Source organism: Microcoleus sp. N9_B4, assembly GCF_036701635.1.
GTDB lineage: Bacteria > Cyanobacteriota > Cyanobacteriia > Cyanobacteriales > Microcoleaceae > Microcoleus.
In genome coordinates this window covers 15,640-38,581 of sequence record NZ_JAUBRC010000049.1, presented here as the reverse complement: position 1 = coordinate 38,581, position 22,942 = coordinate 15,640, and the positions used below count along the sequence as shown (strand labels likewise).

The 22,942-nt window shown below is 46.6% G+C and carries 19 protein-coding genes and 1 tRNA gene; 7 read left to right on the top strand and 13 right to left on the bottom strand.

Features of this window, described 5'->3' with window-relative positions:
* The first annotated feature begins 154 nt into the window (after nt 1-154).
* Nucleotides 155-979: a transglutaminase family protein gene (locus QUA43_RS25395; protein WP_333377461.1), complete on the top strand. Its 825-nt coding sequence runs from the start codon at nt 155-157 to the stop codon at nt 977-979.
* Nucleotides 980-1,290: 311 nt separating this feature from the next.
* On the top strand, nt 1,291-1,977 hold the full coding sequence (locus tag QUA43_RS25390; RefSeq protein WP_333377459.1) for an alpha/beta hydrolase: 687 nt from the start codon (nt 1,291-1,293) through the stop codon (nt 1,975-1,977).
* Nucleotides 1,978-2,136: 159 nt separating this feature from the next.
* On the opposite strand, the gene QUA43_RS25385 is transcribed toward QUA43_RS25390, so the two are convergent.
* Nucleotides 2,137-2,601, bottom strand: coding sequence for an SRPBCC family protein (locus QUA43_RS25385; RefSeq protein WP_333377456.1), 465 nt, complete (start codon nt 2,599-2,601; stop codon nt 2,137-2,139).
* A 147-nt stretch (nt 2,602-2,748) separates the two neighbouring features.
* On the opposite strand from QUA43_RS25385, the gene QUA43_RS25380 reads away from it, so the two are divergent.
* Both QUA43_RS25380 and QUA43_RS25375 read left to right on the top strand, forming a co-directional pair.
* Nucleotides 2,749-3,948, top strand: coding sequence for a transposase (locus QUA43_RS25380; protein ID WP_333377453.1), 1,200 nt, complete (start codon nt 2,749-2,751; stop codon nt 3,946-3,948).
* Nucleotides 3,949-4,049: 101 nt separating this feature from the next.
* A complete protein-coding gene (locus tag QUA43_RS25375) occupies nt 4,050-5,726 on the top strand; it encodes a mechanosensitive ion channel (protein WP_333377450.1) in 1,677 nt (558 codons plus the stop codon).
* Nucleotides 5,727-5,957: 231 nt separating this feature from the next.
* Here the strand turns inward: QUA43_RS25375 and QUA43_RS25370 are convergent.
* From QUA43_RS25370 to QUA43_RS25355, 4 genes are all read right to left on the bottom strand, one after another.
* A tRNA-Pro gene (locus QUA43_RS25370) sits at nt 5,958-6,031 on the bottom strand.
* A 37-nt stretch (nt 6,032-6,068) separates the two neighbouring features.
* Nucleotides 6,069-6,437, bottom strand: a complete 369-nt coding sequence (locus QUA43_RS25365) for a DUF1818 family protein (protein ID WP_333377448.1) — start codon at nt 6,435-6,437, stop codon at nt 6,069-6,071.
* A gap of 141 nt (nt 6,438-6,578) precedes the next feature.
* Nucleotides 6,579-7,226 carry a hypothetical protein gene (locus QUA43_RS25360; RefSeq protein WP_333377445.1) on the bottom strand — a complete coding sequence of 216 codons (648 nt, stop codon included), beginning with the start codon at nt 7,224-7,226 and terminating at the stop codon, nt 6,579-6,581.
* 248 nt (nt 7,227-7,474) lie between these two features.
* Nucleotides 7,475-7,708, bottom strand: a complete 234-nt coding sequence (locus QUA43_RS25355) for a DNA-directed RNA polymerase subunit omega (protein WP_333377442.1) — start codon at nt 7,706-7,708, stop codon at nt 7,475-7,477.
* An 80-nt stretch (nt 7,709-7,788) separates the two neighbouring features.
* Between QUA43_RS25355 and QUA43_RS25350 the strand changes: the two genes are divergently transcribed.
* Nucleotides 7,789-8,481 carry a GDSL-type esterase/lipase family protein gene (locus QUA43_RS25350; protein WP_333377440.1) on the top strand — a complete coding sequence of 231 codons (693 nt, stop codon included), beginning with the start codon at nt 7,789-7,791 and terminating at the stop codon, nt 8,479-8,481.
* 317 nt (nt 8,482-8,798) lie between these two features.
* Nucleotides 8,799-10,052 (top strand): S-layer homology domain-containing protein, encoded by a 1,254-nt coding sequence (locus QUA43_RS25345; protein WP_333377438.1) that lies wholly within the window; start codon nt 8,799-8,801, stop codon nt 10,050-10,052.
* A 128-nt stretch (nt 10,053-10,180) separates the two neighbouring features.
* Here QUA43_RS25345 and QUA43_RS25340 read toward each other — a convergent pair whose 3' ends face one another.
* The 7 genes from QUA43_RS25340 to QUA43_RS25310 form a co-directional block, all read right to left on the bottom strand.
* Nucleotides 10,181-10,690: a pentapeptide repeat-containing protein gene (locus tag QUA43_RS25340; RefSeq protein WP_333377436.1), complete on the bottom strand. Its 510-nt coding sequence runs from the start codon at nt 10,688-10,690 to the stop codon at nt 10,181-10,183.
* Between the two features lie 204 nt (nt 10,691-10,894).
* Nucleotides 10,895-12,244, bottom strand: coding sequence for an LCP family protein (locus tag QUA43_RS25335; protein ID WP_333377435.1), 1,350 nt, complete (start codon nt 12,242-12,244; stop codon nt 10,895-10,897).
* Between the two features lie 14 nt (nt 12,245-12,258).
* Nucleotides 12,259-12,606, bottom strand: a complete 348-nt coding sequence (locus QUA43_RS25330) for a DUF6717 family protein (protein WP_333377433.1) — start codon at nt 12,604-12,606, stop codon at nt 12,259-12,261.
* 423 nt (nt 12,607-13,029) lie between these two features.
* Nucleotides 13,030-14,205, bottom strand: a complete 1,176-nt coding sequence (locus tag QUA43_RS25325; RefSeq protein WP_333377431.1) for an aminotransferase class V-fold PLP-dependent enzyme — start codon at nt 14,203-14,205, stop codon at nt 13,030-13,032.
* Nucleotides 14,206-14,345: 140 nt separating this feature from the next.
* Entirely contained in the window at nt 14,346-14,951 is a 606-nt protein-coding gene (locus QUA43_RS25320; RefSeq protein ID WP_333377429.1) for a molybdenum cofactor guanylyltransferase, read from the bottom strand.
* Nucleotides 14,952-15,124: 173 nt separating this feature from the next.
* Complete coding sequence (locus QUA43_RS25315) at nt 15,125-16,189, bottom strand: anthranilate phosphoribosyltransferase family protein (RefSeq protein WP_333377427.1); 1,065 nt, start codon at nt 16,187-16,189, stop codon at nt 15,125-15,127.
* Between the two features lie 217 nt (nt 16,190-16,406).
* Nucleotides 16,407-17,381 (bottom strand): LysR family transcriptional regulator, encoded by a 975-nt coding sequence (locus QUA43_RS25310; protein ID WP_333377425.1) that lies wholly within the window; start codon nt 17,379-17,381, stop codon nt 16,407-16,409.
* Between the two features lie 591 nt (nt 17,382-17,972).
* Between QUA43_RS25310 and QUA43_RS25305 the strand changes: the two genes are divergently transcribed.
* Nucleotides 17,973-21,401 (top strand): PAS domain S-box protein, encoded by a 3,429-nt coding sequence (locus QUA43_RS25305; protein WP_333377423.1) that lies wholly within the window; start codon nt 17,973-17,975, stop codon nt 21,399-21,401.
* 112 nt (nt 21,402-21,513) lie between these two features.
* Here the strand turns inward: QUA43_RS25305 and QUA43_RS25300 are convergent, their stop codons facing one another.
* Nucleotides 21,514-22,830, bottom strand: coding sequence for a HEAT repeat domain-containing protein (locus QUA43_RS25300; RefSeq protein WP_333377421.1), 1,317 nt, complete (start codon nt 22,828-22,830; stop codon nt 21,514-21,516).
* Between the last annotated feature and the right edge of the window lie 112 nt (nt 22,831-22,942).

Below are 22,942 nucleotides of genomic sequence, written 5' to 3'. Positions count from 1 at the left end.
GTTGTGGAACAGGCATCTTGCCTGTTGGTTGTGGAACAGGCATCTTGCCTGTTGGTTGTGGAACAGGCATCTTGCCTGTTGGTTGTGGAACAGGCATCTTGCCTGTTCCTGATATGGGTACAGAATGTAAATTAAAAATAAATCAATAATAAATATGGATTTTCCGATCGCCCGACAACTCTTTTATCGAGAAATTAATCAGCCTGATGGCTCGATCGACCTGGCGAAAGCTGCCCTTTATATGGCTTTGGAAGAATACCCAAATTTAGAGCCAGAGGAGTATCTCAACGCTCTCGACACGATCGCAGATGAAGTGCGAGATCGCCTGCCGGCACAGAATTATCCGCTGCGGATTATTCAAACTATTAACGGCTATTTATACGGGGAGTTGCTGTTTTCGGGCAACGATGCTGATTATTACGATCCCCGCAATAGCTTTTTGAATGAAGTGATCGATCGGCGTACTGGTATTCCGATCTCTTTATCTTTGGTTTATTTGGAGGTTGCTAAGCGGATTGATTTTCCCATGGTGGGAATTGGGATGCCAGGACATTTTTTAATTAGACCGGATTTTGAAGATGCTGGTATTTTTGTTGATGCGTTTAACGGTGGCGAAATCTTGTTTCCTGAAGATTGTCAAGCCAGACTTTCTCAAATTTATGGGCAACCTATGGAGTTGCAGCAGACTTTTCTCGCCCCGGTAAGTCGCCGACATTTGTTGGGGCGAATGCTGGGAAATCTGAAGGCGATTTACTTGCAACAGGGAGATGCTGTGAGGGTACTCTGGGCGATCGAACGGATTTTGCTGCTGTTTCCCGATGCGCTGGGGGAACGGCGCGATCGCGGAATTCTCTATTATCAACTGGGACGCTTGGTAGAAGCGCGCCACGATTTGGAACTATACCTGAGAAATGCTCCGAATGCTCCTGATGCTGCTAGAATTCGCCAATTGGTCGATCGGCTCGATCGGGATCTTTGAACTTAAATTCGCTATATGTCGCACAGCACACTATAAGACATAAAAGTGACACTCAATAAACTGCTGCCTGACGACGAAATTTCGCTTTTATCATTTGTGCCAAGGGATCTAAAATTTGGCAAACAATTAACTATAACATATTAATTGTTAATTAACACCTATCTTTTGATAGGTTGAATTTGCTTGACTTGACTGTAAAATCATAGGTCATTTACGGAAATCCCGATTCGACTTTCCCGATTGATATCCGCACTGATATCCGCACAGACGAGCGTTCTAAAAAGTATTTTGACGTAAAGAGGCACAAACTCATGAACTTTCAGTTTCAACAAGGTTATCTCAACGGAATGCAACCGCTGTCAGCCCATTTAACCAAAAGAATGTCAAAGTCTTTATCATTAGGTTTGGCGCTTTTGCTGGGAACAAGTGCAGTATTCCTAAGCAGCGGCAAAGCCTTTGCATTAGATAATGTTACCGTAAAATACGGTGCTGTTGACGTAACATTACCGATGAGCGACTTACAAAGCTTTGCACAAACAGGCCAAGCATCATCTCAACTGCAAAGCGTTCTGAGTCTTGCGAAACAAACTCCCGAGTCGGTGCGCGAAATATTAACGCGAGAAGTGCCTTTAGATTCCCAATTAGTAGCGCGGCTAGCAAGCACTTATTTTGGGGAAATTATTTTCAAAGAATTGGGCGAGGTTGCTTATGCCCCGACTGCTCGGCTTCAAAGCGTACCCGCACTGCGCGATGCTTTAGTCGCAGCTTCCAAAGATGGCAAAATATCGCTGATTGAAGTGATGCAAAATTACAGCCCTACTGCTTTAGAAGTTGACGGCAATCAAGCGATGGTTATTTACGAGCGAGTGACTAAAGATGTGCAAGATTTGCAAGCTTTGTATCAGAATTCCCCGGCTTTGCAAAATACGGCTAACCAAGCCGTGAATTCGGCGAGAGAAATGATTTGTCAGCCCAATTCATCGGGAAGTGCGAAATAAATAACTGAAGTTGGAGGGAAGGGGAAAGGGGGAATTGGGAATTGGGAATTGGTGCTTTTTTCCTATTAGCTCTAGCTTTCAGGTATTAGCAATTACTCATCACCGATTACCAATTATTCGGCTACGCGAAGGTAAAACTTCCCAATTACCCATTATCTATTACCCCTTACCCATTTTTTGAGATAGTTGCTCGGCTACCCGCTTGAGTCGGCGGAGTTGGTCTTTCATATCTTTTTCTGTCCAAGGGGCTGCAAAGCGATTGAAACCAAATCTAATTAAACGATTGGGAATTTGAAATTCAAAGCGGTTAATCAAGAGAGTTCCTTGGATTTGCGGCTGGCATTCCCAACGATCGCATCCTTTGAAAAATCCGTCAAACCCCCAAACAATTAAACCGGGTTGTCGCTCCAACACAACACTCTCTAAAGAGGGTTGCAAAACGGGAATTTTTATGATAAATAAGCTGCGACTTCCTACGGCAGTATCCCATTCGCCCTGGGGATCGCAGCGTAGCAGGGGATTGAGCCACTTGTGCATTAAAGTGCGATCGACTATACATTGCTCCACCAGAGTAGCAGCAGCGCGAATTTCAATGGATTGCTCGAAAACTTGACGAATTGACATGAGAACCTGCAACAAGGAGGGTATTACAAAACTTTGCTTACTTGATAGTCCTTTATTTACTTGTAACGTCAATTTTTCCAGAAATTAAAAGATTGACACACTCATAAATACAGTGTATCATCTTGAATTAAAGTATATATACCGATTATGGAGTTAGTCGAAAGGCACATCATTAAACCAAATCATAGGTTTTATCGAGAAGCCGATAGACTGTCTTTGCTGTGCAAAAATCTTTACAATAGCGCTAACTACATCTACCGTAAAAAAATTTTCGCTAGCCAACAAACAAACGCTCTGGCTGTTGATCACGCCCTCAAAACAAGTCCTGATTACAAAGCACTGCCCGAAAAATTAGCACAAAGCACGATCGGCTTAGTGATCAAAGCATGGACTAGCTACTATCTAGGGGTGCGAAACTATCAGGAAGACACCACTAAATTTAAAACCGCACCGCAAATCCCTCATTATCAAGGTTCAAGAGATCGAAAAAGAGAGGACGGGCGCTATGTACTTGTATTTAATTGTCAAGCTGTCAGCAAAAAAGCCTTAAAAAAAGGATATGTTCGTCCCTCTGGGACTAATATTTGGTTGCCCTCAAAAGTCACCTCGATTCTGGAAATCCGGATTGTTCCCAAAATAAGTTGTTATGTTGTCGAGGTGCTCTCTGAAAAGTTAGAACAGCCTTTACAAGTTAATCAGATAGTAGCTGCCATAGATTTAGGATTAAACAATCTGGCAACATTAACCTACAATATTCCTGGGTTAGTACCGACAATCTACAAGGGACGGGGTGTTAAGTCAAGAAACCAATACTGCAATCAAGTTTCATCGGCATTGAAATTATTGCTGCCAGTAGCGGAAAAAAACAGTAAAAAACTCGCCAAATTGTGGCACAAGCATAACTGTAAAGTGGATTACTACCTCCACACGACGAGTTCCGCAATTATTAAAGAACTCGTTAATCATCAAATTGGCTTGCTGGCTATAGGCTGGAACGATGATTTTAAAGATGGGATTAATACTGGTAAGGTTAATAATCAAAATTATCCCTGTATTCCCCATCGCCGGTTTGTGCAAATGTTGCAGTACAAAGGACAACTTGCTGGAATTCAACTTCTGTTAGTTGAGGAGAGTTACACCTCCCAATGTTCAGCTTTGGATTGGGAACCAATTCAACAACATTCCGACTACATTGGCAGTAGGATAAAAAGAGAATTGTTCAGAACCAAAACTGGACGCTTCATCAATGCCGATGTAAACGGTTATTTGAATATTGGCCCAAAAGCAGTCGGAGATTGGTTTATCCCAAATTCGATAGAGGGTTTTGTAGTTAACCCAGTACATTAAAAGTGTACAAACATTAAATTTAGGCGATGTCTAGATTTTTTGGAACTATTATTAAAGTTTCGTCTTGTCCTTGTCAACTGTGACGTTAACCTGAGAAAAAAATGAATGAAACTTGGCAAGAAATAACTCAACCGATATCGGGCCCCATAGCGGCTTTGTCCGATCGCATTTTGGCCCAGGCCCAGCCCGGGAATCCCCTGACAGATGCGGAACGCGGAATTAACAATTTCATTCAGGGCTCAAACATTGAAAATCTCCTCTGGGCCGTCGGTATCCTGCTCATTGGCTTGATAGTATCAGCCCTCGTCTCATCTGTAGTGGGGGGATTGCTCAAGAAGACTACGATCGACAATCGGCTAGCTGCTTGGATTACCGGGCGCCCGGAAGGAGCTGGAGCCCCGCAAGTGGAAAAATGGATTTCCGCCGCGGTGTTCTGGATCATTTTTGTCTTTTTCCTAATTGCCTTTTTCAACCGGCTGAATCTAACGGCTGTCTCGCAACCCCTCAATACTTTTCTGAATCAAATTACCGGTTTCTTGCCGAAGTTAGCCGGCGCGCTAATTTGGTTGGGGATTGCTTGGGTGTTGGCGACTGTAGCCAAAATGGCCGTATCGCGGGCGATGCGGGCTTTTAACGTGGACGAGCGCTTGAATCAGGAGGTGGGCGCTGCGCCCACTGAGCGCCCTTTGCTGCTGAGCGATACTGTGGCGAATGCGCTGTACTGGTTCATTTTTCTGCTGTTTTTGCCGCTGATTCTCGACTCACTGGAAATGCAGCAGGCTCTGCTACCGGTTAATAATTTACTCAACCAAATTCTGGCGGCAATTCCGAAAATTCTGGAAGCTGTGGTGATTGGGTTTGTGGGCTGGCTGCTGGCTATGGTGGTGCGGCGGATTGTCACGAATCTGTTGGCTGCTGCTGGGGCGGACGGTTTGGGCACTCGGTTTGGAATTTCGCGGACTTCGGGCGGACAATCGCTGTCGTGGATTGTCGGTACGATCGTCTATGTTTTGATTTTGATTCCAACGGCGATCGCAGCTCTGAACGCTTTGGACATTCAGGCGATTTCGCAGCCGGCAATCGCGATGCTCAACACGATTCTGGGCGCGCTTCCCAACATTTTTACAGCAGCGCTAATTCTGGGGGTTGCTTACTTTTTGGGGCGCTGGATCAGCGATTTGGTGACTAATATCCTGACGGGAATTGGCTTTAACAATATCTTTTCTTGGTTGGGAGTGCAGCAGCCGAAACAGCGACTGCGGCTACCGCCGAGTTCGATCGATCCGGAGGCAACGTTTCTTCAAGAACCGGAACTTCCGGCCCGCACGCCTTCGGAATTTGTCGGCATCGTGGTACAGGTGGGCATCATGCTGTTTGCTGTGGTGGCAGCTACCGATGTGCTGGGGATTCCGGCACTGACAGCGATTGTTAGCGGTATTGTCCTGGTTGCAGGTAGGGTGCTGGCAGGTTTGGTGGTATTTGCGATCGGCTTGTATTTGGCGAATCTGGCGTTTAGTTTGATTGCCAGTTCTGGAACTCGTCAAGCGCGGCTTTTGGGCCAAGCGGCTCGGATTGCGATTATTGCCTTTGTTTCGGCCTTGGCGCTGCAACAGATGGGCATTGGCAGCGATATTGTGAATTTGGCTTTCGGGCTGCTGCTTGGGGCGATCGCAGTTGGCATTGCTCTAGCTTTTGGTTTGGGCGGGCGCGAGATTGCGGCCGACCAAATTCGCGAATTGTTAGCGTCGTTTAAACAAGATAAGACGCCACGTTTGTAATTCTATAAAATGGCGTTTGTCAAGTACAAACGCCATTTTTTTATGATTAATTTCATTGTGAGGGTCGCGAAGCGATCGCAAAGCCTTTGAATTTGAGGATACAGCTATAGACTGTTCGTAAGCAGAGATTGATTCTTGTTTCTGGGCCGATGCCCCTAATTGAGAATGGTAAGAGCTGCGTCGTCGGCCCTAAAACAACAAAACCTCCTCATAGAGAAGGTTTTATCACAATCGGAGCGGCGGGATTTGAACCCACGACCCCTACTACCCCAAAGTAGTGCGCTACCAAGCTGCGCTACGCCCCGACAGCTTTAACAGCTTAGCATAGAATTCCCGAAAAAGTCAAAAAACTTTTAAAACTTTTGCAGCCTGCACCAAACTCGGAACCACAGCAGTCGGCCAAAAACCCTCGCACCTCCTGCCAGCATTCAAGATCAATTGCACGCTGTAAGCTTCGGGATAGCCTTCCACCTGCACCCAAAGCAAGTCGCTTTCGGCTTCAATGGCTATTTTTTCCTCGTCCATTAACTCAGAGGCCATTTGACTCATTGTGCCGGCTAATTGCCCCAACAATCGGCAAAAATCGTTCAACTCAGCCTCCGTGAGTTCGTGAGCCCAACCGTCGCCAGCCACCAAACCCTTAAACTCCTGGGCCTCCGGGTTCCATCCCAAACGCCACCCAACACCCGTTTTAATTACACGTTCCACCATTAAGGGATTTTAGATTTTAGATTTTGGATTTTAGATTAGTAAAACATACCCATAAATACGAAATAAAACGGGTTTTTTACCTGTGTTAAAGGCTCAAAAGCAATATTTCTGTAAAAAACCCGGTTTCTGCATTCCTGAGTATTAAGGTGCCAGCAACTTCGCATCTCCCGGCTGCGGCTGCGGTATCTCCGGGGAATTCGATCGCCCTTGTGGTTTTTCCCCCGCCGTCGGTGTGCGCCCACGCCCGGAATTCTCCGTAAAAACATCAACCAAAGCTTCAACCAAAGCATCCCGCTGTACTCTATTTAACCTTTGAATAGCAGCGCGATCCTGTTCCATTGGATTTGAGCGCAAAACGTCCTTTCCCGGATACACGCTTTCCACCAAATAATCGGGAGTCGCGCCCAAATAGTCAGCTAAACTCAACTTCCAATCAAAGCGGTAATTGGGCGGCCGTCCTTTGACAAATACGTGATATCGAATCAACCGCCCGACTAAAGTATTGGTAGGATCGACTTTTCCAGTTTCCTTGGAAATGTAGTTATTTTCGATCGGGAAATCCGGCAATTTTTCATACACAAATTTCCACGCATCTTGCACCCTCACTTGCGGCGGCGCGGATTGTTGAGCAACCCGCTGTACTGAGGCAGACTCAGAACTCCGCAGCAGCGAAGGTTCCAAAGCCGACAGACTCAGTTCGCCCGATTCCAATACCCAACTCAAAAGCGTGAAAATCGCCACACTCAAAGTAACGAACAGAAAACTCAAGCCCAGCTTTAATTTCTTCACGGTTTTGACAATTATTTCACAAATAGAATAATTTCATAAACTTACCCCCAAGCAGATGTCCTAGTTTGTAATTTTAGGACGTAGGAAAAGAAACCCGGTTTAGGAAAATCTGAAGTTTGTCAACGAGACAGCTAAGAAGAAACCGGGTTTCTCGCCCAGGCCCGCCAGTCTAGTTTGAGAAAGTTTTGAGTGTGGAGTTTAAAAAAATTGCTCGCAATTCACCACTCAAAACCCAAAACTCCCGAAGTCTAGGGGAGTCCGATAATTTCCGGCTGAGTCAGTTCGTCCGACATCTCAAATATCGCCCGCATTACAGGTTTCATTTGATGGTCGTCCATATTGTCAAAATCTTCATAGCGACGGCGTTTTGCGCGGTTCGCCACCTGCACCGTAATCCGATAGCGGTTGGATGCAGCACTGATCAACTCTTCCGCGCGACGGGTTAGTTGAGTAGAATCGAAGGGTGGACGCTTATTAGCCATGAGACTACCTACTTTATGTAATGTTACATTCTAGTCTAGTATGTCAAGATTCATAATTTATTAACTGAGTATCATTGCTTATGCAGGTAGCAACAGCCTATTCCTTTGGTCACTTGCATCGGGGAAATTCTCATCCCCTCAAATTGGTTGCTTTCGGTGACAGCTTAATCTACGGTTTCGGCGACGGTGTAGGTGGTGGTTGGGTGGAAAGATTGCGGCGCCAGTGGATGTTACCGGAGAGTGCAGGACACGTTTTATACAATTTGGGCGTTCGGGGCGATCGCACCTATCAAGTCTCCCAGCGGCTCGAAAACGAGTTTCGCCACCGTGGCGAACTGAGAAACCGTTTCCCGGATGCGATTATTCTTTCGGTAGGCCTCAACGATTCGGCGAGAGTGCAGTCGCCTACCGGGCGCAGCTACACTGATTTTGAACATTTTAAAACTGTTTTGGATCATTTGTTAAACCTGTCTCAACAACTTTGTCCGGTGATATTTGTCGGGATGGTGCCGGTGGATGAAAGTAAAATGCCTTTTCAAGATTGTTTGTATTACAATCATGCTGACCAATATCGGTATAAAGAGGCAACGAAATTAGCTTGTCAGTTGCGGGGAATTCCCTATTTAGATATTTTTGATAAATGGGTAAATCGGGGCAGTGATTGGTGGCGATCGCGCTTGATTGCAGATGGACTTCATCCCAATGCAGCGGGCTATCAATCTTTATTTGAAGATGTGACAAGTTGGGAACCGCTAGTCGCTATTAGTCATTAGTCAAGTCGAGCGAGGGCGGGCACTCTTGGCACTGCCCCTACATAATACAGGTTCTGCATCCAGGACTGTATAAATTTAAGGTAGATAAGGGAGATAAGCAACATAAGGATTTTAAGGAATTTAAGCATTTTAAAATTCCCCAATCACCATAAAAATATTTATTTTAAAAGACCGTATCTTCCCCCCACGAAAAATAAAAAAATTCAACAATGATTACATAAGTGAGGGAAAGAGCAAGTTAGGCAGGAATCAATCAGCCTATTAACAGCTTGCTTGTCGTCGTCAATAAAAAACTTGTGTAAATTGGAGAATCAAAAATGTCTGTATTACATCGCATTAAATCTGGTACATCTGTTTTATTAACCTTGGGAACAGTTGCAGCAACCGCAGCGCCGATGCTAACTCCCGGGCCTGCTTTTGCTCAGACAGCTTTTTCGGATGTTAATAATAACTACTGGGCAAAAGACTTTATTCAAGATTTGTCAGAAAGAGGAATTATCAAAGGATTTCCCGATGGTAGTTTTCGCCCGGATGCACCAGTAACGCGGGCTGAATTTGCGGCAATGATCCGTTCGGTGACAAAGGCAAAAACCCGCGCTGCTGTAAGGTTTGCCGATGTTCCATCTAATTTTTGGGCAAGCGGGGCGATCGCCGAAGCTTACGAAATGGGATGGATGTCTGGCTATCCCGGCAATGTTTTCAGGCCGACACAGCAAATTCCTCGCGTTCAAGTTGTAGTCGCTTTAAATAACGGCATGGGCTATGAGCCTACGTGCGATTTTCAAGATGTTCTCAGCTACTATAATGATGCGGGTGAGATTCAAACTTATGCTGTCAAAAGCGTTGCTGCTGCTACTGAAAAACAGTTGGTTGTCAGCTATCCCAATCCTAAATCTCTCAAGCCAAACAAGTCAGCAACGCGAGCTGAAGTAGCTGCTTTTATCTATCAAACATTAGTGAGTACCAATCAGGCAAGAGCAATTAATTCTCCTTACATTGCTAAGATTGATGTTAGCGAGTCTGTTGCTGTGCAAATTCCCAGGGGGGTGACTATCCCCATCGAGTACACAAAAGGCAAGATTTTGCTCGCCCCTAATGACAAGTCTCCGATTACGCTGACTGTAGCTGCGGATATCACGGGCAATAATGGCCAAGTGCTGATACCGGAAGGCTCGAAAATTAGCGGCGAATTGCGATCGACTACTTCGGGCGTTCAGTTTGTGGCTCAAGAATTAAGTATACTCAACGGCAGCAGAGTGCCTCTCAATGCGACTTCGCAAGTGATTACTAGGAAAGAAACTGTTACCAAGGGCGTTAATGTTGGCAATCTGGTTAAGAATACGGCGTTGGGTGCAGCAGCAGCGGCGGCGATCGCAGGTGTTACGGGCGATCGGGCGATCGCGACTGAAGAGGTGCTCGGCGGTGCGGGAATCGGGACTTTGATCGGGGTATTTTTGGGTCGAGATAAAGTCGATTTGTATGCAGTTAATCCCGACACCGATTTAGATTTGCTGTTGAATTCCGATTTGGTAGTTGGTACTGCCAGCACAGGCATTTGTAGCGCTCGATAGAGCCCATAGTTGGAAATTTCCTCAAACCCCTCGCCTTGCAGGAGAGGGGCTTTAATTTGTGTATTTTACCTCGCTACAGGTGCATTTAATCAAATAAGTAGCCAGGGATTTTGTTTAAGTGTGAATTCCTACGGACATCCCAAACTTTCGCGGGTAGAAACTCCCGTCACGGGATTGACACCATCTGCTTTATCGCACAGGAGAGTCACTTGATAAGCGTCGATAATCGCGTCAGTAAAATCAGCGCCGGAAATTGCAGCATCAAAAAACCGAGTTCGAGTCATAATTGCCTCGGAAAAATTAGTATTCGTCAAATTAGCGCCGTCGAATGTAACTCTATCTGCCAAAGCGCCGGAGAGGTTAGCACCTGACAAGTTGGCATTCAGCAAAACTCCCTTAGTCAAAATCGCATTAGTTAAATCAGCACCTTTAAAATTTGTTCCCCGCATTTCAGCAGCGACAAATGTTCCCCCCGCTAAATCGGAGTTGGAAAAATCGCGATCGGACAAATTAATATTTGTGTAATTAATATTTGTTTTCGGCAGGGCAAATGCCGGAGTAGCACTCAGCAGCACCCACCCAACAGCCAACACTAAACTTAAAAACAGGCTCAGGAAAATTCGGAAGACACTTTTCATGATGATGGGAATGGGGAATTGGGCATAGTTGACTGTTGACTGTTGACTGTTGACTGTTAACTGTGGACTGCTGACTAATGACTAATGACTGCTGACTAATGACTAATGACTAATGACTAATGACTAATGACTAATGACTAATGACTAATGACTAATGACTAATGACTAATGACTGCTGACTAATGACTAATGACTAATGACTAATTAAAATCGCTTTACCCAATCTTCGCCAACGCGAAGTGTCAAGTCAGAATAGATTTCACCCGTAGAAGATGCTTCAATTTTACCGCTTCCTAATTCTTTTTGCAGTAGATTGGCTGCCTCTAAATCGCCTTGCTGAACAATAATTTGACTTTGACGCTGCTTCAGGGGCGAATCCTGCACTACAGATACATTAAAAAAGCCCTTTTTTGTAAGAAATTCAGCAACGTTTTTTGCGGTTGTCGGTTTGCTAGAAGCGTTTTGGACAGATATTTTGAGGTTTTTGGGCAACACGGATTCGCTGGGATTGCGAATTCGTCCTTGTTCAAAATCCGGCACGCTCTGGTTGAAATATTGTGTCATAATGCGATCGCGCCCGAGCGCATCTACAATCCAATAACTCCTCAAATCCCCTTTTTCTGAACTAGAACGTCCAGGCAACATTACCATTTTAAAATTATCTCGCTCCAATTGCAAACCGAAATTGGCTAGCGTCAATATTTCCTCATAATTTAGGTTTGTATCCACATATTTTTGCATCAATCGAACAATTTGTGGCAAGCGTACCAATACTGATGGACTTGCGAGGCGGTCCCGAATAGCTTGAATTAAAGATTGCTGTCGCTGAAGGCGGCCGATATCTCCTAAACCATCGTTGCGAAATCGAGCAAATTGTTCTGCTTGTTCTCCGGTGAGAGTTTGCCATCCCTGGCCTAAGTTTATTTTTAACTTTTGAGCGGTATCTGTATAGGACATCGCGCGAGGTACAAATACCTCAACTCCACCCAACAAATCGACTAATTCCCGAAACGCATTGCTGCTGACTCGCACGTATCGTTCAATTTTCGTATTGTTCAGCATACTGCTAACCAATCGCGTCGCCAAAGCTGCTCCTCCTCTAGCATTGGCTTCGTTAATTTTGCTGAAGCTAATTCCGGGAACTTCGACTTGAGTATCTCGTGGAACTGAAAGCAAACTAATAGATTTATCTCTAGGTTCGAGGTGAAATAAGAGTATTGTATCGCTGCGACCCTCAAAAATCTTAGGGCCATTGGCGACAGATTCCGGCACCCCGTCAATTCCCAATATTAAGATATTAACTGAGCGCGACAGGCGGTATCCAGAGCGGTTGGAGGATAGATAGTCAAAGCCCGTCGCCTCTAATACTCTATTGATAATTGGGGGTTCCACGGGAGCTAAAAGGGCGGTAATTGCCCCCAATGTGGCCGAGATGGCGGCTGTGAAAACTAGGAAAAATAGCCCCACTATATACAGGAATAATTTAGGCTTTTTTCGAGAAATTTGATCGACTGGTGTAACAAAGTCTCTTTTAAAAATTGACAAGTTTTTCATTGACTTGCTGTTGGTTATTGCAGTTTTTCAGCTTTGCAGTAAAACTTGGGCGGTGCTTCTGGAAAGTATTTGAACATAGCCGGGCACAGCCAGCCTTCGAGATTTTTCGATTCCCACCGATACCAGTTACCGCCGTATTCTGCTTTCAACCACAGCATTTCTGCTTGATATCCGGGAAATGGATTGGCTGAAAATAAAAGTCGGAAACCTTGAGCGGCATTGGGAATGTCTGCGACAAGCGCGTTAATCATTTCGGGGACGCCCTGAACAAATGGTTCTCGGACAAGTCCGACTCGCTTGTCGTCAAAAACCCAGGTGTACTGTTCGCGATAGGGGTAAATTACCATCATGGCATTGGACATGGTATTCGCCTCTTTTCATTTCCTTTTTTTGTCTGCAAAAATGCAAGTGTGGATACATTATATTCTGTTGCGCGGAAGTTGTGCGCTATCCGCTTTGACAACCCTGTTTTAACTTAGGATTTTTCGCTGGTTATTTACAAACTTTATTCGGTTTGGGCGGATTGGCGAAGTTTAGGGCTATGGGGTTTTAGAGCGATTTTTTTGTTTTTTTTATTTTATGTAAAAAGTATCCCAATTCAAGAGCAATGAAGGTGATTTCTAGCATGATTTTTCCTCTTATGGTGGCTATTTGTATAACCATTACTACGTTTATAGTAAGGACAAATAGTCTGTATTCATCCAAACTATGAGAACCGACACCCTAACTACAAACCTATAACTGTTTGTAGCTGGGTGTGATCTTTGTTTTCGGGAAGCTCCAGCTCAAATTCTCGTCAGCTCAACTAGGGCATTAGCTAAATATTGATACTGCGGCAAAGTATTGTATAATTGAGCCGAAATCCTCACCAACTGCTTACTAGCATCCGGCCAAGGAATCACCGGAACTTCAATTTTAAAAATCTCCCACAGCGCCTCTTGCAAAGGTGGAATTCCTCCCTTTGCAACCACATCAGACTGGGAGTCTGCCAGTGGCACAACAGCCATTGAACCCACCATTTCATCAGGACAAGGCAGCGGCAAATCTAATTTGTCCGCCAATATTTTTCTCCCCGCCAATGCTAAAGCATGATTCTTTGCCCTCAATTCCTGCCAACCGCCGCTCAACAAAGAACCCATAAAATCAATAGCTACAGGCACGCACAAATAGGGACTCGGATCGACTGTTCCCATCCAGTCAAATTCTAATTGAAATCGTGATTTATCAGCGCGCGGCGAGTTAGCACCGTGACTGATTGTAGTGGGCCGAATGGCATCTTGCTTGTCGCGCCGCACGTATAAAAATCCCGCACCTTTCGGCGCGCACAGCCACTTGTGGCAATTTCCCGTATAATAAGCTGCGCCAATTTCCTCTAAATTCAGTGCTACCATTCCCGGCGCGTGAGCTCCGTCTACCAATACATCCACGCCACGGTTAGCTAACTCCCCCACTAACTGTTTGATGGGAAAAATTAAACCTGTTTGGCTGACAACGTGGTCTAATAAGGCTAACTTTGTTTGCGGTGAAACGCACTTAATTATTGCTTCAATAACTTGGTCGGGTGACTCAATTGGAAAGGGGACTTCTGCTACTATTACTTTAGCGCCTGTACGCTCGGCTACAAAATTAAGTGTGTTGCGGCAAGCGTTGTATTCCTGATTTGTAGTGAGCAATTCGTCGCCCGGAGAAAAACAAAGCGATCGCAAAACAGCATTGACTCCCGTCGTGGCATTCGGCACAAAAGCCAAGTCCTCCTCAGCCGCACCGATAAATGCTGCTAACTGATTTCTTGCATTATCCAACAAGGGTTCAAATTCCCGCAGTAAAAAGCGCAATGGTTCTCTTTCCAGTTGTTCTCGAAAAATGGTTTGCGCTTCGAGTACGGGAATCGGACAGGCCCCAAAAGAGCCGTGATTGAGGAAAGTTATATCGCGATCGAGCAACCAATATTGGTTAATCATTAGTAATTAGTTATTAGTCAGTAGTCATTAGTCAGTAGTCATTAGTCAGTAGTCAGTAGTCAGTAGTCATTAGTCATTAGTCATTAGTCATTAGTCATTAGTCAGTTAACAGTCAGCAGTCAACAGTCAACCGTCAACCGTCAACCGTTACTCATTTTACCTTTTAATTGCTCAAACTCTTCTAATGTATTGCAATTCGATAACATTACTGCCTCTCGTTCCCCTACAGGTAGAGGGATTGCGGAGATTTGATTTAACCACACTTGAAAGGAACGTCCACCTTTGTCAATAAAACTTTGCAAACTGGCCAGAGATTGTTGGCGGTAGAAGCCGCACAAAGGCTCCCAGCGCGAATTTTGATAAGGCACAACTGCTAAAGTAGATGGGGGAAACTCGGTTAACTGACTTGCCCAATTCTGAATAATCTGGGCATCCAACAAAGGCAAATCACAAGCTAACAGTAAAATCCACTCGGCGGCAATTTCTGTCAATCCCTGAGTCAATGCAACCAAGGGCCCGGAGCCCGGATTGTACTCTACCAGAAATTGGGATGTTTCGGTTAAGGTCGATCGATAGCGATCGGGCCAAGCAGTCAGAACATAAACTTCGGGGGTTACAACTGCGGCAACGTCCAACGCCCGCTGCAATAGGGATTTGCCCTCAATTTCCAGCAAAGCTTTATCCTTACCCATCCGCGAACTTTGACCGCCTGCAAGCACAATTACAGCAATTTTATGATTAGTCATTAGTCAGTAGTCAGTAGTCATTAGTCAGTAGTCATTAGTCATTAGTCAGTAGTTATCGCAAGAATTGTCTGTTTTGAACAGGCAAGATGCCTGTTCCACAATAATTATTGGAGATGTCTAGTAGTCAGTAGTAAGTAGTCAGTAGTTAACGGTCAACTGTCAACTGTCAACTGTCAACTCAAAACACTAACGGCTTGGCTAACTTCCTCAAGTTTTTGCACGACTTGACCCCGACTTAATAAAGTTTCTGCCTCAATCAAACCCGAACTCATATCCAAACAAACTCCGCTGCGCCACAGATAAAAGCCGCCGTTCCAGATAGCGGACTGCATCAATTCCGAGGGTTTTCCCAGCAACACTTCCTGCATTTGTTTTAATAACTCTGGGGCTGATTCAAAGGCAGGATTTGTGCTGCTAAAACCGTAATCTCCGTGGGCTAAAAGCACTCGTTCAAACTCAGCATCCGGCTTAGCAATGCCGATAATCGCAGTACGATCGCGCGGCAAATCGCAGCTTCCCTCCAATCCTTTGACTGTGGTATAATTTTTGATTCCGCGCAGCTCAAAGGCTTTTTGAAACATACCTTCTGTAGGCGGGTGGACGTAGCCCGATATGACGTTAACGTCGCCGGCACAGGGACACCACATCAACTCCATTGTCGAAAAAGGTGGCCGTTTACCAATTTCGCGGCGGTAGGGAACTAAAGCGGCGGCTTGAGGAAAATGCTTGGGAAGGTAAACAAAACCTAAACCCGTACTGTCAAAAACTTGCTGGACTTTTTCTAAACTCAGTTTTCCCCAATTCACTCCCAAACCCTGCCAAATTTCAATCAGGGGAATGCCTTCCTTCGTTGGCATGGTATCCCCCCCGTGCATGAGGGTTGGGACGCCAGAGGCGGCTAAAATTAGGGCTGTTAGAGGGCTAATTGGAGCCGTGCGCGATCGCCCGTCGTAAGCAACGCCAAACACGGCGACGGTAGAGACGGCAAACCCTTTTTCTCGGTTTGGGGGGGCAAGCATAGGCCCCAATTGTTCATAAGCATCAAGCATTCCGGCTAATTCTTCCCCAGTGGGCCGTTTAATGCGGTGGGCAATCATAAAAGCTCCAATTTGAGCCGGTGTTGCTTCTCCCAGCAGCATCATCCGCGTGGCTGCTGCTGCTTCGGAGCGAGTTAAGTTTTCTCCTGTGTGTACTCCGCTGCCAATTTTTCGCAGCAATTCTCTAAATGCGTCACTCATAACTTGTGAAGTTGGTTATTGATTATTGGTTATTGGTTATTGGTTATTGGTTATTGGTTATTGGTTATTGGTTCTGGACGCATAACCTCAATATGTAGGGTGCGCCGCGCGAACCTTACCGCTATAAGTAGCGCGTCAAAACACTTTTTAAGTAAGTCATGTTGTTATTAGAAAAACAACAGACAACAGTCAACAGACAAACATGATAACTGGCGAATTAACTCCCAGATTTTTCAACCTTGATTACATCAAATGGCGGCACAAATTCGCGTACCAGATTCCAGAAATGGGCGATCGGCGGAATTTGCATTCGATCGTGAGTTGTCACCAACACCACTTCGCGAGTCCAAGTCGGATCTGCTGCCAATTGACCGATCGTCGAAACCTTGGAATTTGACCGATCTTGGGCGATCGACCGAATTGCTAAAGTGCGATCGCCCTTCGCCTCCACCAAAGCTGAATGCGGCAGTAAAGCAATCAACTCTCCCTGTCGCACCACACCCCGAAAAGCATCAAGAGTGTTGAGTTCCAAAACAGCATGAAGTTTAGCACCCATGCGTCCAAATTGTTCTTGCACCATCCGCTGCATTCCGTACCCGTCCTTAAACACCACTTGCGGGTAACAAATCAATTCCGGCCAAGGTACTCGTTCGTACTGGGCCAGGGGATGACCCGCCGCCATCAACACCTCGATCGGCTCATTGTAGAGCACCTCAACCAACATTTCCGGGGCTTGAGTAAAATAGCGGTTGTTCATCACCACCGCTATGTCCACCAAACCATCTTTGAGGACTTTCAGGGCTCGATCGCTGCCGAGGGAAGTCACCCGCAACTGCACGTCTGGATAGTCACGGCAAAACTTTTGCAGCACAGGCGGCAAATAAGCAGCGCAAACCGAATGAATCGCAGCCACGCAGAGTTCCGGCTGCTTTCCCGCCCGTAAGTCTCCCAATTCTTCAGCAGCATTTCGCCAAGTCTGACAGATTTTGCGAGCGTGAGGCAGTAGGCATTCCCCTCCCACAGTCAGCTTCGCGTGGGCAGTGCGGTGAAACAGCGACAAACCCACTTCCGCTTCTAATCCCTGCACTTGGCGGCTAATAGTCGATTGGGTAACGCCACACTTCCGGGCCGCTTGCTGAAAGCTACCAGTTTCAGCAACTGAAAGAAATGCTTGAAGCTGCTCTAAGCGCATGGAGGTTTAATTCGAGATGGTTTCAGAAATTTTACTGGAAGATAATCTGTGACATTAACCGATGTAGTAGCAGAATTTAGTAGACTTTGATACAGGTACAGATTAGTTTTGATTCCGAGACCAGAGGCGGGGATGCTGCGTTCCAAGCATTAATCTGCTCCGGCAGGATTTCTGAACCTCCAAGTAGAGGTCGATTCTCCTATGTTGAAGGTATTTATGAATCTGCAAAATTATCAAAAAATAGATTCCATAAAGATGAATTTATCGAATATTGCCAGTTCCTAGCTAAACCGTTTCAATGAACGGCACTCTAGTAATACCTTCATCAAGTGAGTTGAATTGCTCTGTTTTTCCGTAAGTTGTGAATTCAAAAGATAGCATTTAATTTCGTACCTCCTTGAGCATTATAGTACCTGACTCTCCCTAAACCTCTCAATAAATGTACTAATATTGCAGGCAGGTTAAAGCCTGCTGTGAACTTTCCTCCCCGGACTAAAGTCACTTTTGTTTTAGGTTTTTTTGTGTATAAACTAGAAATTAGCGGGTCAGCAACACAAGTGCAACTAGGATCGATCGCACAGGAAAGCCGAAATGCTGCCATTTATTAAGATTATGTCATTTAACCACAATTTTATTCCGCCAGATGGCTGTTGCCAGTGGCAACCCCAGTTGATGGGACTGCACGCGGTCAGCGATTTGTTAATTGCCTTGGCTTATTATTCAATTCCAGCACTTCTGACATACTATGCCCGGAAGCAGCGAGACGTGCCTATGAGCAAGGGGTTTCTCCTATTGGGAGCCTGGTTTTTCTGCGGCGGGACAACTCACCTGATGCAAGTTTGGATGCTGGTGCATCCCAGCTACGGGCTGTCAAGTTCGATCGCCGCCTTGACCGCTATCATCTCTTTGTGGGCTGTAGCGTCCCTGATACCCTCGCTTTCTCAAGTGTTGGCTTTGGCTGGGGTGGCCTCTTTTCCAGGAAATACGGCGCTCTTAACCCAAAAGGTCGATCGACCGCAAGCCAACTCTACTATTACAAATTCCGTCCCCTCCCTCACAACCGAACTCCAGCAAATTAACCAGCAATTGCTTGCAGAAATAACACAGCGCGAGCGAGTCGAGGATCTCCTGCTTGACACTGTAGACAAGCTGCAAGAAAGCGAAGAACGCTTCCGCGTTTTTCAGGAATTATCTCTAGACGGTTTTAACGTGTTCCGCAGCATCCGCGACGAATCCACAATTGTGGATTTTGAATGGGAATACGTCAATCCCGCAGCGGCAAAAATTCAGCAGAATACCCCGGGCGGATTAATCGGCAAGCGATTGCTGCAAGTCCTGCCCGGTCATAAAGATAACGGTTTGTTTGACCGTTACGTCGAAGTTATAGAAACAGGAATTCCCCTCGATACCGAGATTTATTACAACAGCGAAAGCGAAGGCATTGTCGGCTGGTTTCGGATTATGACCGTTAAATTGGGCGACGGCATTGCTATTTCTTTTGGCGATATTACTGAGCGCAAGCAAGTAGAAGCATCGCTGCGCGAGGCGCTGCAAAAACTAACTTCTCATTTTGAAAATACGCCCTTAGCGGTGATTGAGTGGGATGAAGATTTTCGTCTCAGCGGGTGGTCGCCGGCGGCACAGAAGATTTTTGGCTGGGAAAAAATAGAAGTGTTAGGCAAGCATTTTAGCGAATGGAACTTTATTTCTAAGGGCGATTTTGAAGAGGTAAAATCTGTAGTTTATAGTTTAAAAAAACCAGAAAATCGCTGGAATGTAGTTCGCAACAGCAATTATAATAAGTCGGGTTCGTTGGTACACTGCGAGTGGTACAATTCGGCTTTTTACAGCGATTCGGGACAGTTGATATCGGTGCTGTCTCTGGTTTTGGACGTGACGGAACGCTTTAATTTTCTGGAAGTGCTGCGACAGTCTGAAGAGCGGTTTCGGATTGCTGCAGAAAGTGCCAGCGATTTGATTTACGAATGGGATATCGAGACCGGCATCGTGCTGTGGTTCGGTCATGTAGACGAACATTTGGAGTACGCAAAAGGTGGATTTCCGAGGACAAGAGCAGCTTGGAACAACATATTGCACCCGATCGACCGCGATCGAGTTTTGGCAGCAGTCGATCGGTATTTGAGTGCGCCAGACAGTTCTGCCACCCCATTTTTTCAGGAATACCGCGTTCAGTGCCAACGGGGCGGCTTGCTCCACTGGATCGATCGGGGCAAAGCAGTGCTTGACAAACAAGGCAATCCCTGCAAATGGATCGGCGTGATTAGCGACATCACCGATCGCAAAGAAGCCGAAGAACAGCGGAATTGGGCATTGGCGCGGGAACAGGCCGCCCGCCGCGAAGCCGAAGCCAGCGAACAGTTGTACCGCGTTCTCGCTGAAGCCATCCCGCAAATAGTTTGGACTGCCACAGCCGACGGCTGGTTCGACTACTACAACCAGCGCTGGTTTGAATATACTGGCTTGACGCTGGAGGAAACTCAAGGCTGGGGGTGGCAGCTCGCACTGCATCCAGATGACGTGGAAGATGCCGTAGAAAGCTGGAAGACCTCGGTGGAGACGGGGAGGACTTACGAGGTGGAATACCGCTTTAAACGGGCATCTGACGGAGCTTACCGCTGGCATCTGGGTAGAGCATTGCCCGTGCTGGACGCTGAAGGGAAAATTCTCAAATGGTTCGGGACTTGTACCGATATTGACGATCGCCAGCGATCGGCCCAAACAGCATATTTTAACGCTCAAGCTTTGGCTTTGCTGTCGTCGGCTTCCCTGGATTACGAGAAGGCGCTGCAAGGTTTGGCAGATTTAACAGTACCGGGGCTGGGGGATTGGTGCTGTGTGCATTTGCTTGATGCCGACGGCTCAATCCGCTTGCAAGCAGTTGCTCACTCAGATCCGAGCAAAGTCGCTCTGCTGTGGCAAATCGATCGGCGTATGCCACTAGACCCCCAGGGACGGCACGGAGTAGCCAAGGTGCTACGGACTGGTGAGTCGAAGCTCTACCCAGAAATACCGGAATGGGTGATCGAGGCGGTTGTGCCGGACAGGGAACTGCAGTTGGTGCTGCGATCCCAATCCCAGGTGCTGTCGGCAATCTGCGTGCCACTGATCGCTCGTGGGCGGACGCTGGGAGTGATTTCGTTGCTGTGCGGGGAGTCGGGCCGCCGCTGCGGGGAGAGCGATTTGGTTTTGCTGGAGGATTTGGCGCGGGATGCGGCGGTGGCGATCGACAATGCGCGGCTTTACCGGGAAGCAGCGGAGGCCAACCGGATTAAAGACGAGTTTTTGGGAACGCTTTCTCACGAGTTGCGGACGCCTCTGAACGCGATTTTGGGCTGGGCCCAGATGCTGCGGCAGCGCCAGTTGAGTGCTGAAAAAACGGCTGTGGGTTTGGAGACTATTGAGCGAAACGCGCGGTTGCAGACTCAGATGATTGAGGATTTGCTGGACGTTTCCCGGGTTGTGAGCGGCAAAGTGTGTTTGAAGCTGTTCCCGGTGGATTTGGTGCGGATTGTAGAAACGGCGGTGAAGGCACTGAGTCTTGATGCTGAAGCTAGGGGAATTGAATTGGTGAGTTTTTGTGGCGAAGGGGTGAGCTTGGTGAGGGGCGATGCTACTCGTTTGCAGCAGGTGGTGTGGAATTTGCTCTCGAATGCTATTAAGTTTACGCCGCCGTCGGGTCGCGTGGAAATTACGCTCTCGGAGGATGGGGAACCGGGAGCAGCGGGTGGCGCCATGTTGTCTGGGCTGTCTCCGGTTCACTCTGTTTCGATCGTTGTCAGCGATACGGGAATTGGCATCAGCAAGGAGTTTTTGCCCTTTGTGTTCGATCGCTTCCGCCAAGCTGACAGCACTTCTACACGCAATTACGGCGGGCTGGGACTGGGATTGGCGATCGTCCGCCATCTCGTGGAACTCCACGGCGGCAGTGTCTGGGCCGAAAGTCCTGGGGAAGGACTCGGCTCGACTTTCCGAGTGCGGCTGCCAATTGAGCAAAGCTAAAGTTTTGATTTTTCAGTTATCGAGTTCAAAATTCAATATTTAAGTTCTATGTAAGGTGTTTATGGCGCACCCTAAATTTAAATGTTTTCGGCTAATCCGCTCGCTCTTGATTTTATTGCCATTCTTGCAGGGCGATCGCAATTCCTTGTTTCAATCTTGGTTCGAGATTGTCTTGCTTAACTAAACTTTCTAATTTCTGCCTTGCCTTGGTAGCACCTAGCTGTTTGAGCGCAGCCGTGCAGTGTAGCCTGACGCTGCTGTCGGCGTCGCCCAACATTGAAATCAGAGCATCTAGCCCTCTCATATCTCCTAATTTTCCTAAACCTAAAGCTAAAGCTTTTTTGCTAACTGCCTCCTGCACGGCCAAATGACCGGTTTTCAGTAAATCAATCAGAATTTCAGCAGCAGCAGCTTTTAATTCCGGCTTTTCTACTCGCCCTAAAACAGTGACTATCTCTTGACAAACTGTAGAATTTATGTTAGTAACTTGTGCCATTAATGTCTGATGCAAATATGCTAAAGCGGTTGCAGTTTCCATCCAGCTTAGGGCGCGCACTGTTTCGATTTGCAATTCAACTGGAGTTATGGGCGATCGCAGCAATTCAAATAAAGCAGCCGCTGCAGCATCGGTTTTCACTCGCCCGATCGCGATCGCCGCTTGCTGACAAACTTCTAATCGGATGTCCGAAAGTAAAGGTTTGAGCAAGTTAACTAAATCTAATTCTGCATCTAAATAGGCGCGCGCGCCGAGAGCTCGCACGGCTTCTTTTCTGACTGCTGTTGCCGGATCTTTGAGTGCTGCTACCAGTATCGGCGGAATGCGGGAGTCGTGAAAGCTGCTCAGGGCCTCGATTGCGGCTGCTCGCACAGCAACTTGAGAGTCGGCGACTACGCTCAACAGCGGTGCGATGGTTTCGGTGCGCCGAATTTGGGCGAGTGCTGCTGTTGCAAACTGTCGCGAGTCTTCTTGCTGCAAAAGAGTTGCTAGGGATTCTATTGCTGTGCAGCCCAAACTCCCTAGAGTTTCGGTGGCGATTTGGCTCAATTCTTCGTCGGAATTTTTGACTAATTCTACTAAAGCTTGAATCACTTCCGGGCGATTCCCTACGGGATAGCTTCGCTTCACAAACTTTCCGAGAATGCGGGCTGCAAACCATCGCTGTTCCGTGTCAGCGTCTTCGTCTTCGAGTACGGCAATTAAAGGTGCGATCGCGCCATTTCCCAGATTTGGCAATACTTTAGCAATTTCCCAGCGGTCTTGAAAATCGCCCCATTCCAAGGCTTGTATTGCTAAACTGACAGCTTGCTCTAAAATATGTTGTTCCTGCGGCTTGCTACCGTCGGCTGTCACTTGCTGCAAGCATTCAACTAACAAGGGCCAGTTTTGGCGATCGGCAGCGACTTGCGCTTCTTCTAAAAAATTAGACATAATTTTAGTTTTACTTCTTTAAGGAGCTAGGTAGATGGCAGCTAGTGGAGAACGCAAGATACTTTTTAGCAATCTTTTGTTACAATTATCCATTTTTTGACATTTTTGTCAA

Coding starts and splice junctions, on each gene's coding strand:
- QUA43_RS25320 (WP_333377429.1), bottom strand. CDS start 14,951: ATGACTAATCATAAAATTGCTGTAATTGTGCTTGCAGGCGGTCAAAGT.
- QUA43_RS25390 (WP_333377459.1), top strand. CDS start 1,291: ATGAACTTTCAGTTTCAACAAGGTTATCTCAACGGAATGCAACCGCTG.
- QUA43_RS25385 (WP_333377456.1), bottom strand. CDS start 2,601: ATGTCAATTCGTCAAGTTTTCGAGCAATCCATTGAAATTCGCGCTGCT.
- QUA43_RS25330 (WP_333377433.1), bottom strand. CDS start 12,606: ATGTCCAATGCCATGATGGTAATTTACCCCTATCGCGAACAGTACACC.
- QUA43_RS25315 (WP_333377427.1), bottom strand. CDS start 16,189: ATGAGTGACGCATTTAGAGAATTGCTGCGAAAAATTGGCAGCGGAGTA.
- QUA43_RS25335 (WP_333377435.1), bottom strand. CDS start 12,244: ATGAAAAACTTGTCAATTTTTAAAAGAGACTTTGTTACACCAGTCGAT.
- QUA43_RS25345 (WP_333377438.1), top strand. CDS start 8,799: ATGTCTGTATTACATCGCATTAAATCTGGTACATCTGTTTTATTAACC.
- QUA43_RS25305 (WP_333377423.1), top strand. CDS start 17,973: ATGCTGCCATTTATTAAGATTATGTCATTTAACCACAATTTTATTCCG.
- QUA43_RS25310 (WP_333377425.1), bottom strand. CDS start 17,381: ATGCGCTTAGAGCAGCTTCAAGCATTTCTTTCAGTTGCTGAAACTGGT.
- QUA43_RS25365 (WP_333377448.1), bottom strand. CDS start 6,437: ATGGTGGAACGTGTAATTAAAACGGGTGTTGGGTGGCGTTTGGGATGG.
- QUA43_RS25380 (WP_333377453.1), top strand. CDS start 2,749: ATGGAGTTAGTCGAAAGGCACATCATTAAACCAAATCATAGGTTTTAT.
- QUA43_RS25375 (WP_333377450.1), top strand. CDS start 4,050: ATGAATGAAACTTGGCAAGAAATAACTCAACCGATATCGGGCCCCATA.
- QUA43_RS25300 (WP_333377421.1), bottom strand. CDS start 22,830: ATGTCTAATTTTTTAGAAGAAGCGCAAGTCGCTGCCGATCGCCAAAAC.
- QUA43_RS25325 (WP_333377431.1), bottom strand. CDS start 14,205: ATGATTAACCAATATTGGTTGCTCGATCGCGATATAACTTTCCTCAAT.
- QUA43_RS25395 (WP_333377461.1), top strand. CDS start 155: ATGGATTTTCCGATCGCCCGACAACTCTTTTATCGAGAAATTAATCAG.
- QUA43_RS25355 (WP_333377442.1), bottom strand. CDS start 7,708: ATGGCTAATAAGCGTCCACCCTTCGATTCTACTCAACTAACCCGTCGC.
- QUA43_RS25340 (WP_333377436.1), bottom strand. CDS start 10,690: ATGAAAAGTGTCTTCCGAATTTTCCTGAGCCTGTTTTTAAGTTTAGTG.
- QUA43_RS25350 (WP_333377440.1), top strand. CDS start 7,789: ATGCAGGTAGCAACAGCCTATTCCTTTGGTCACTTGCATCGGGGAAAT.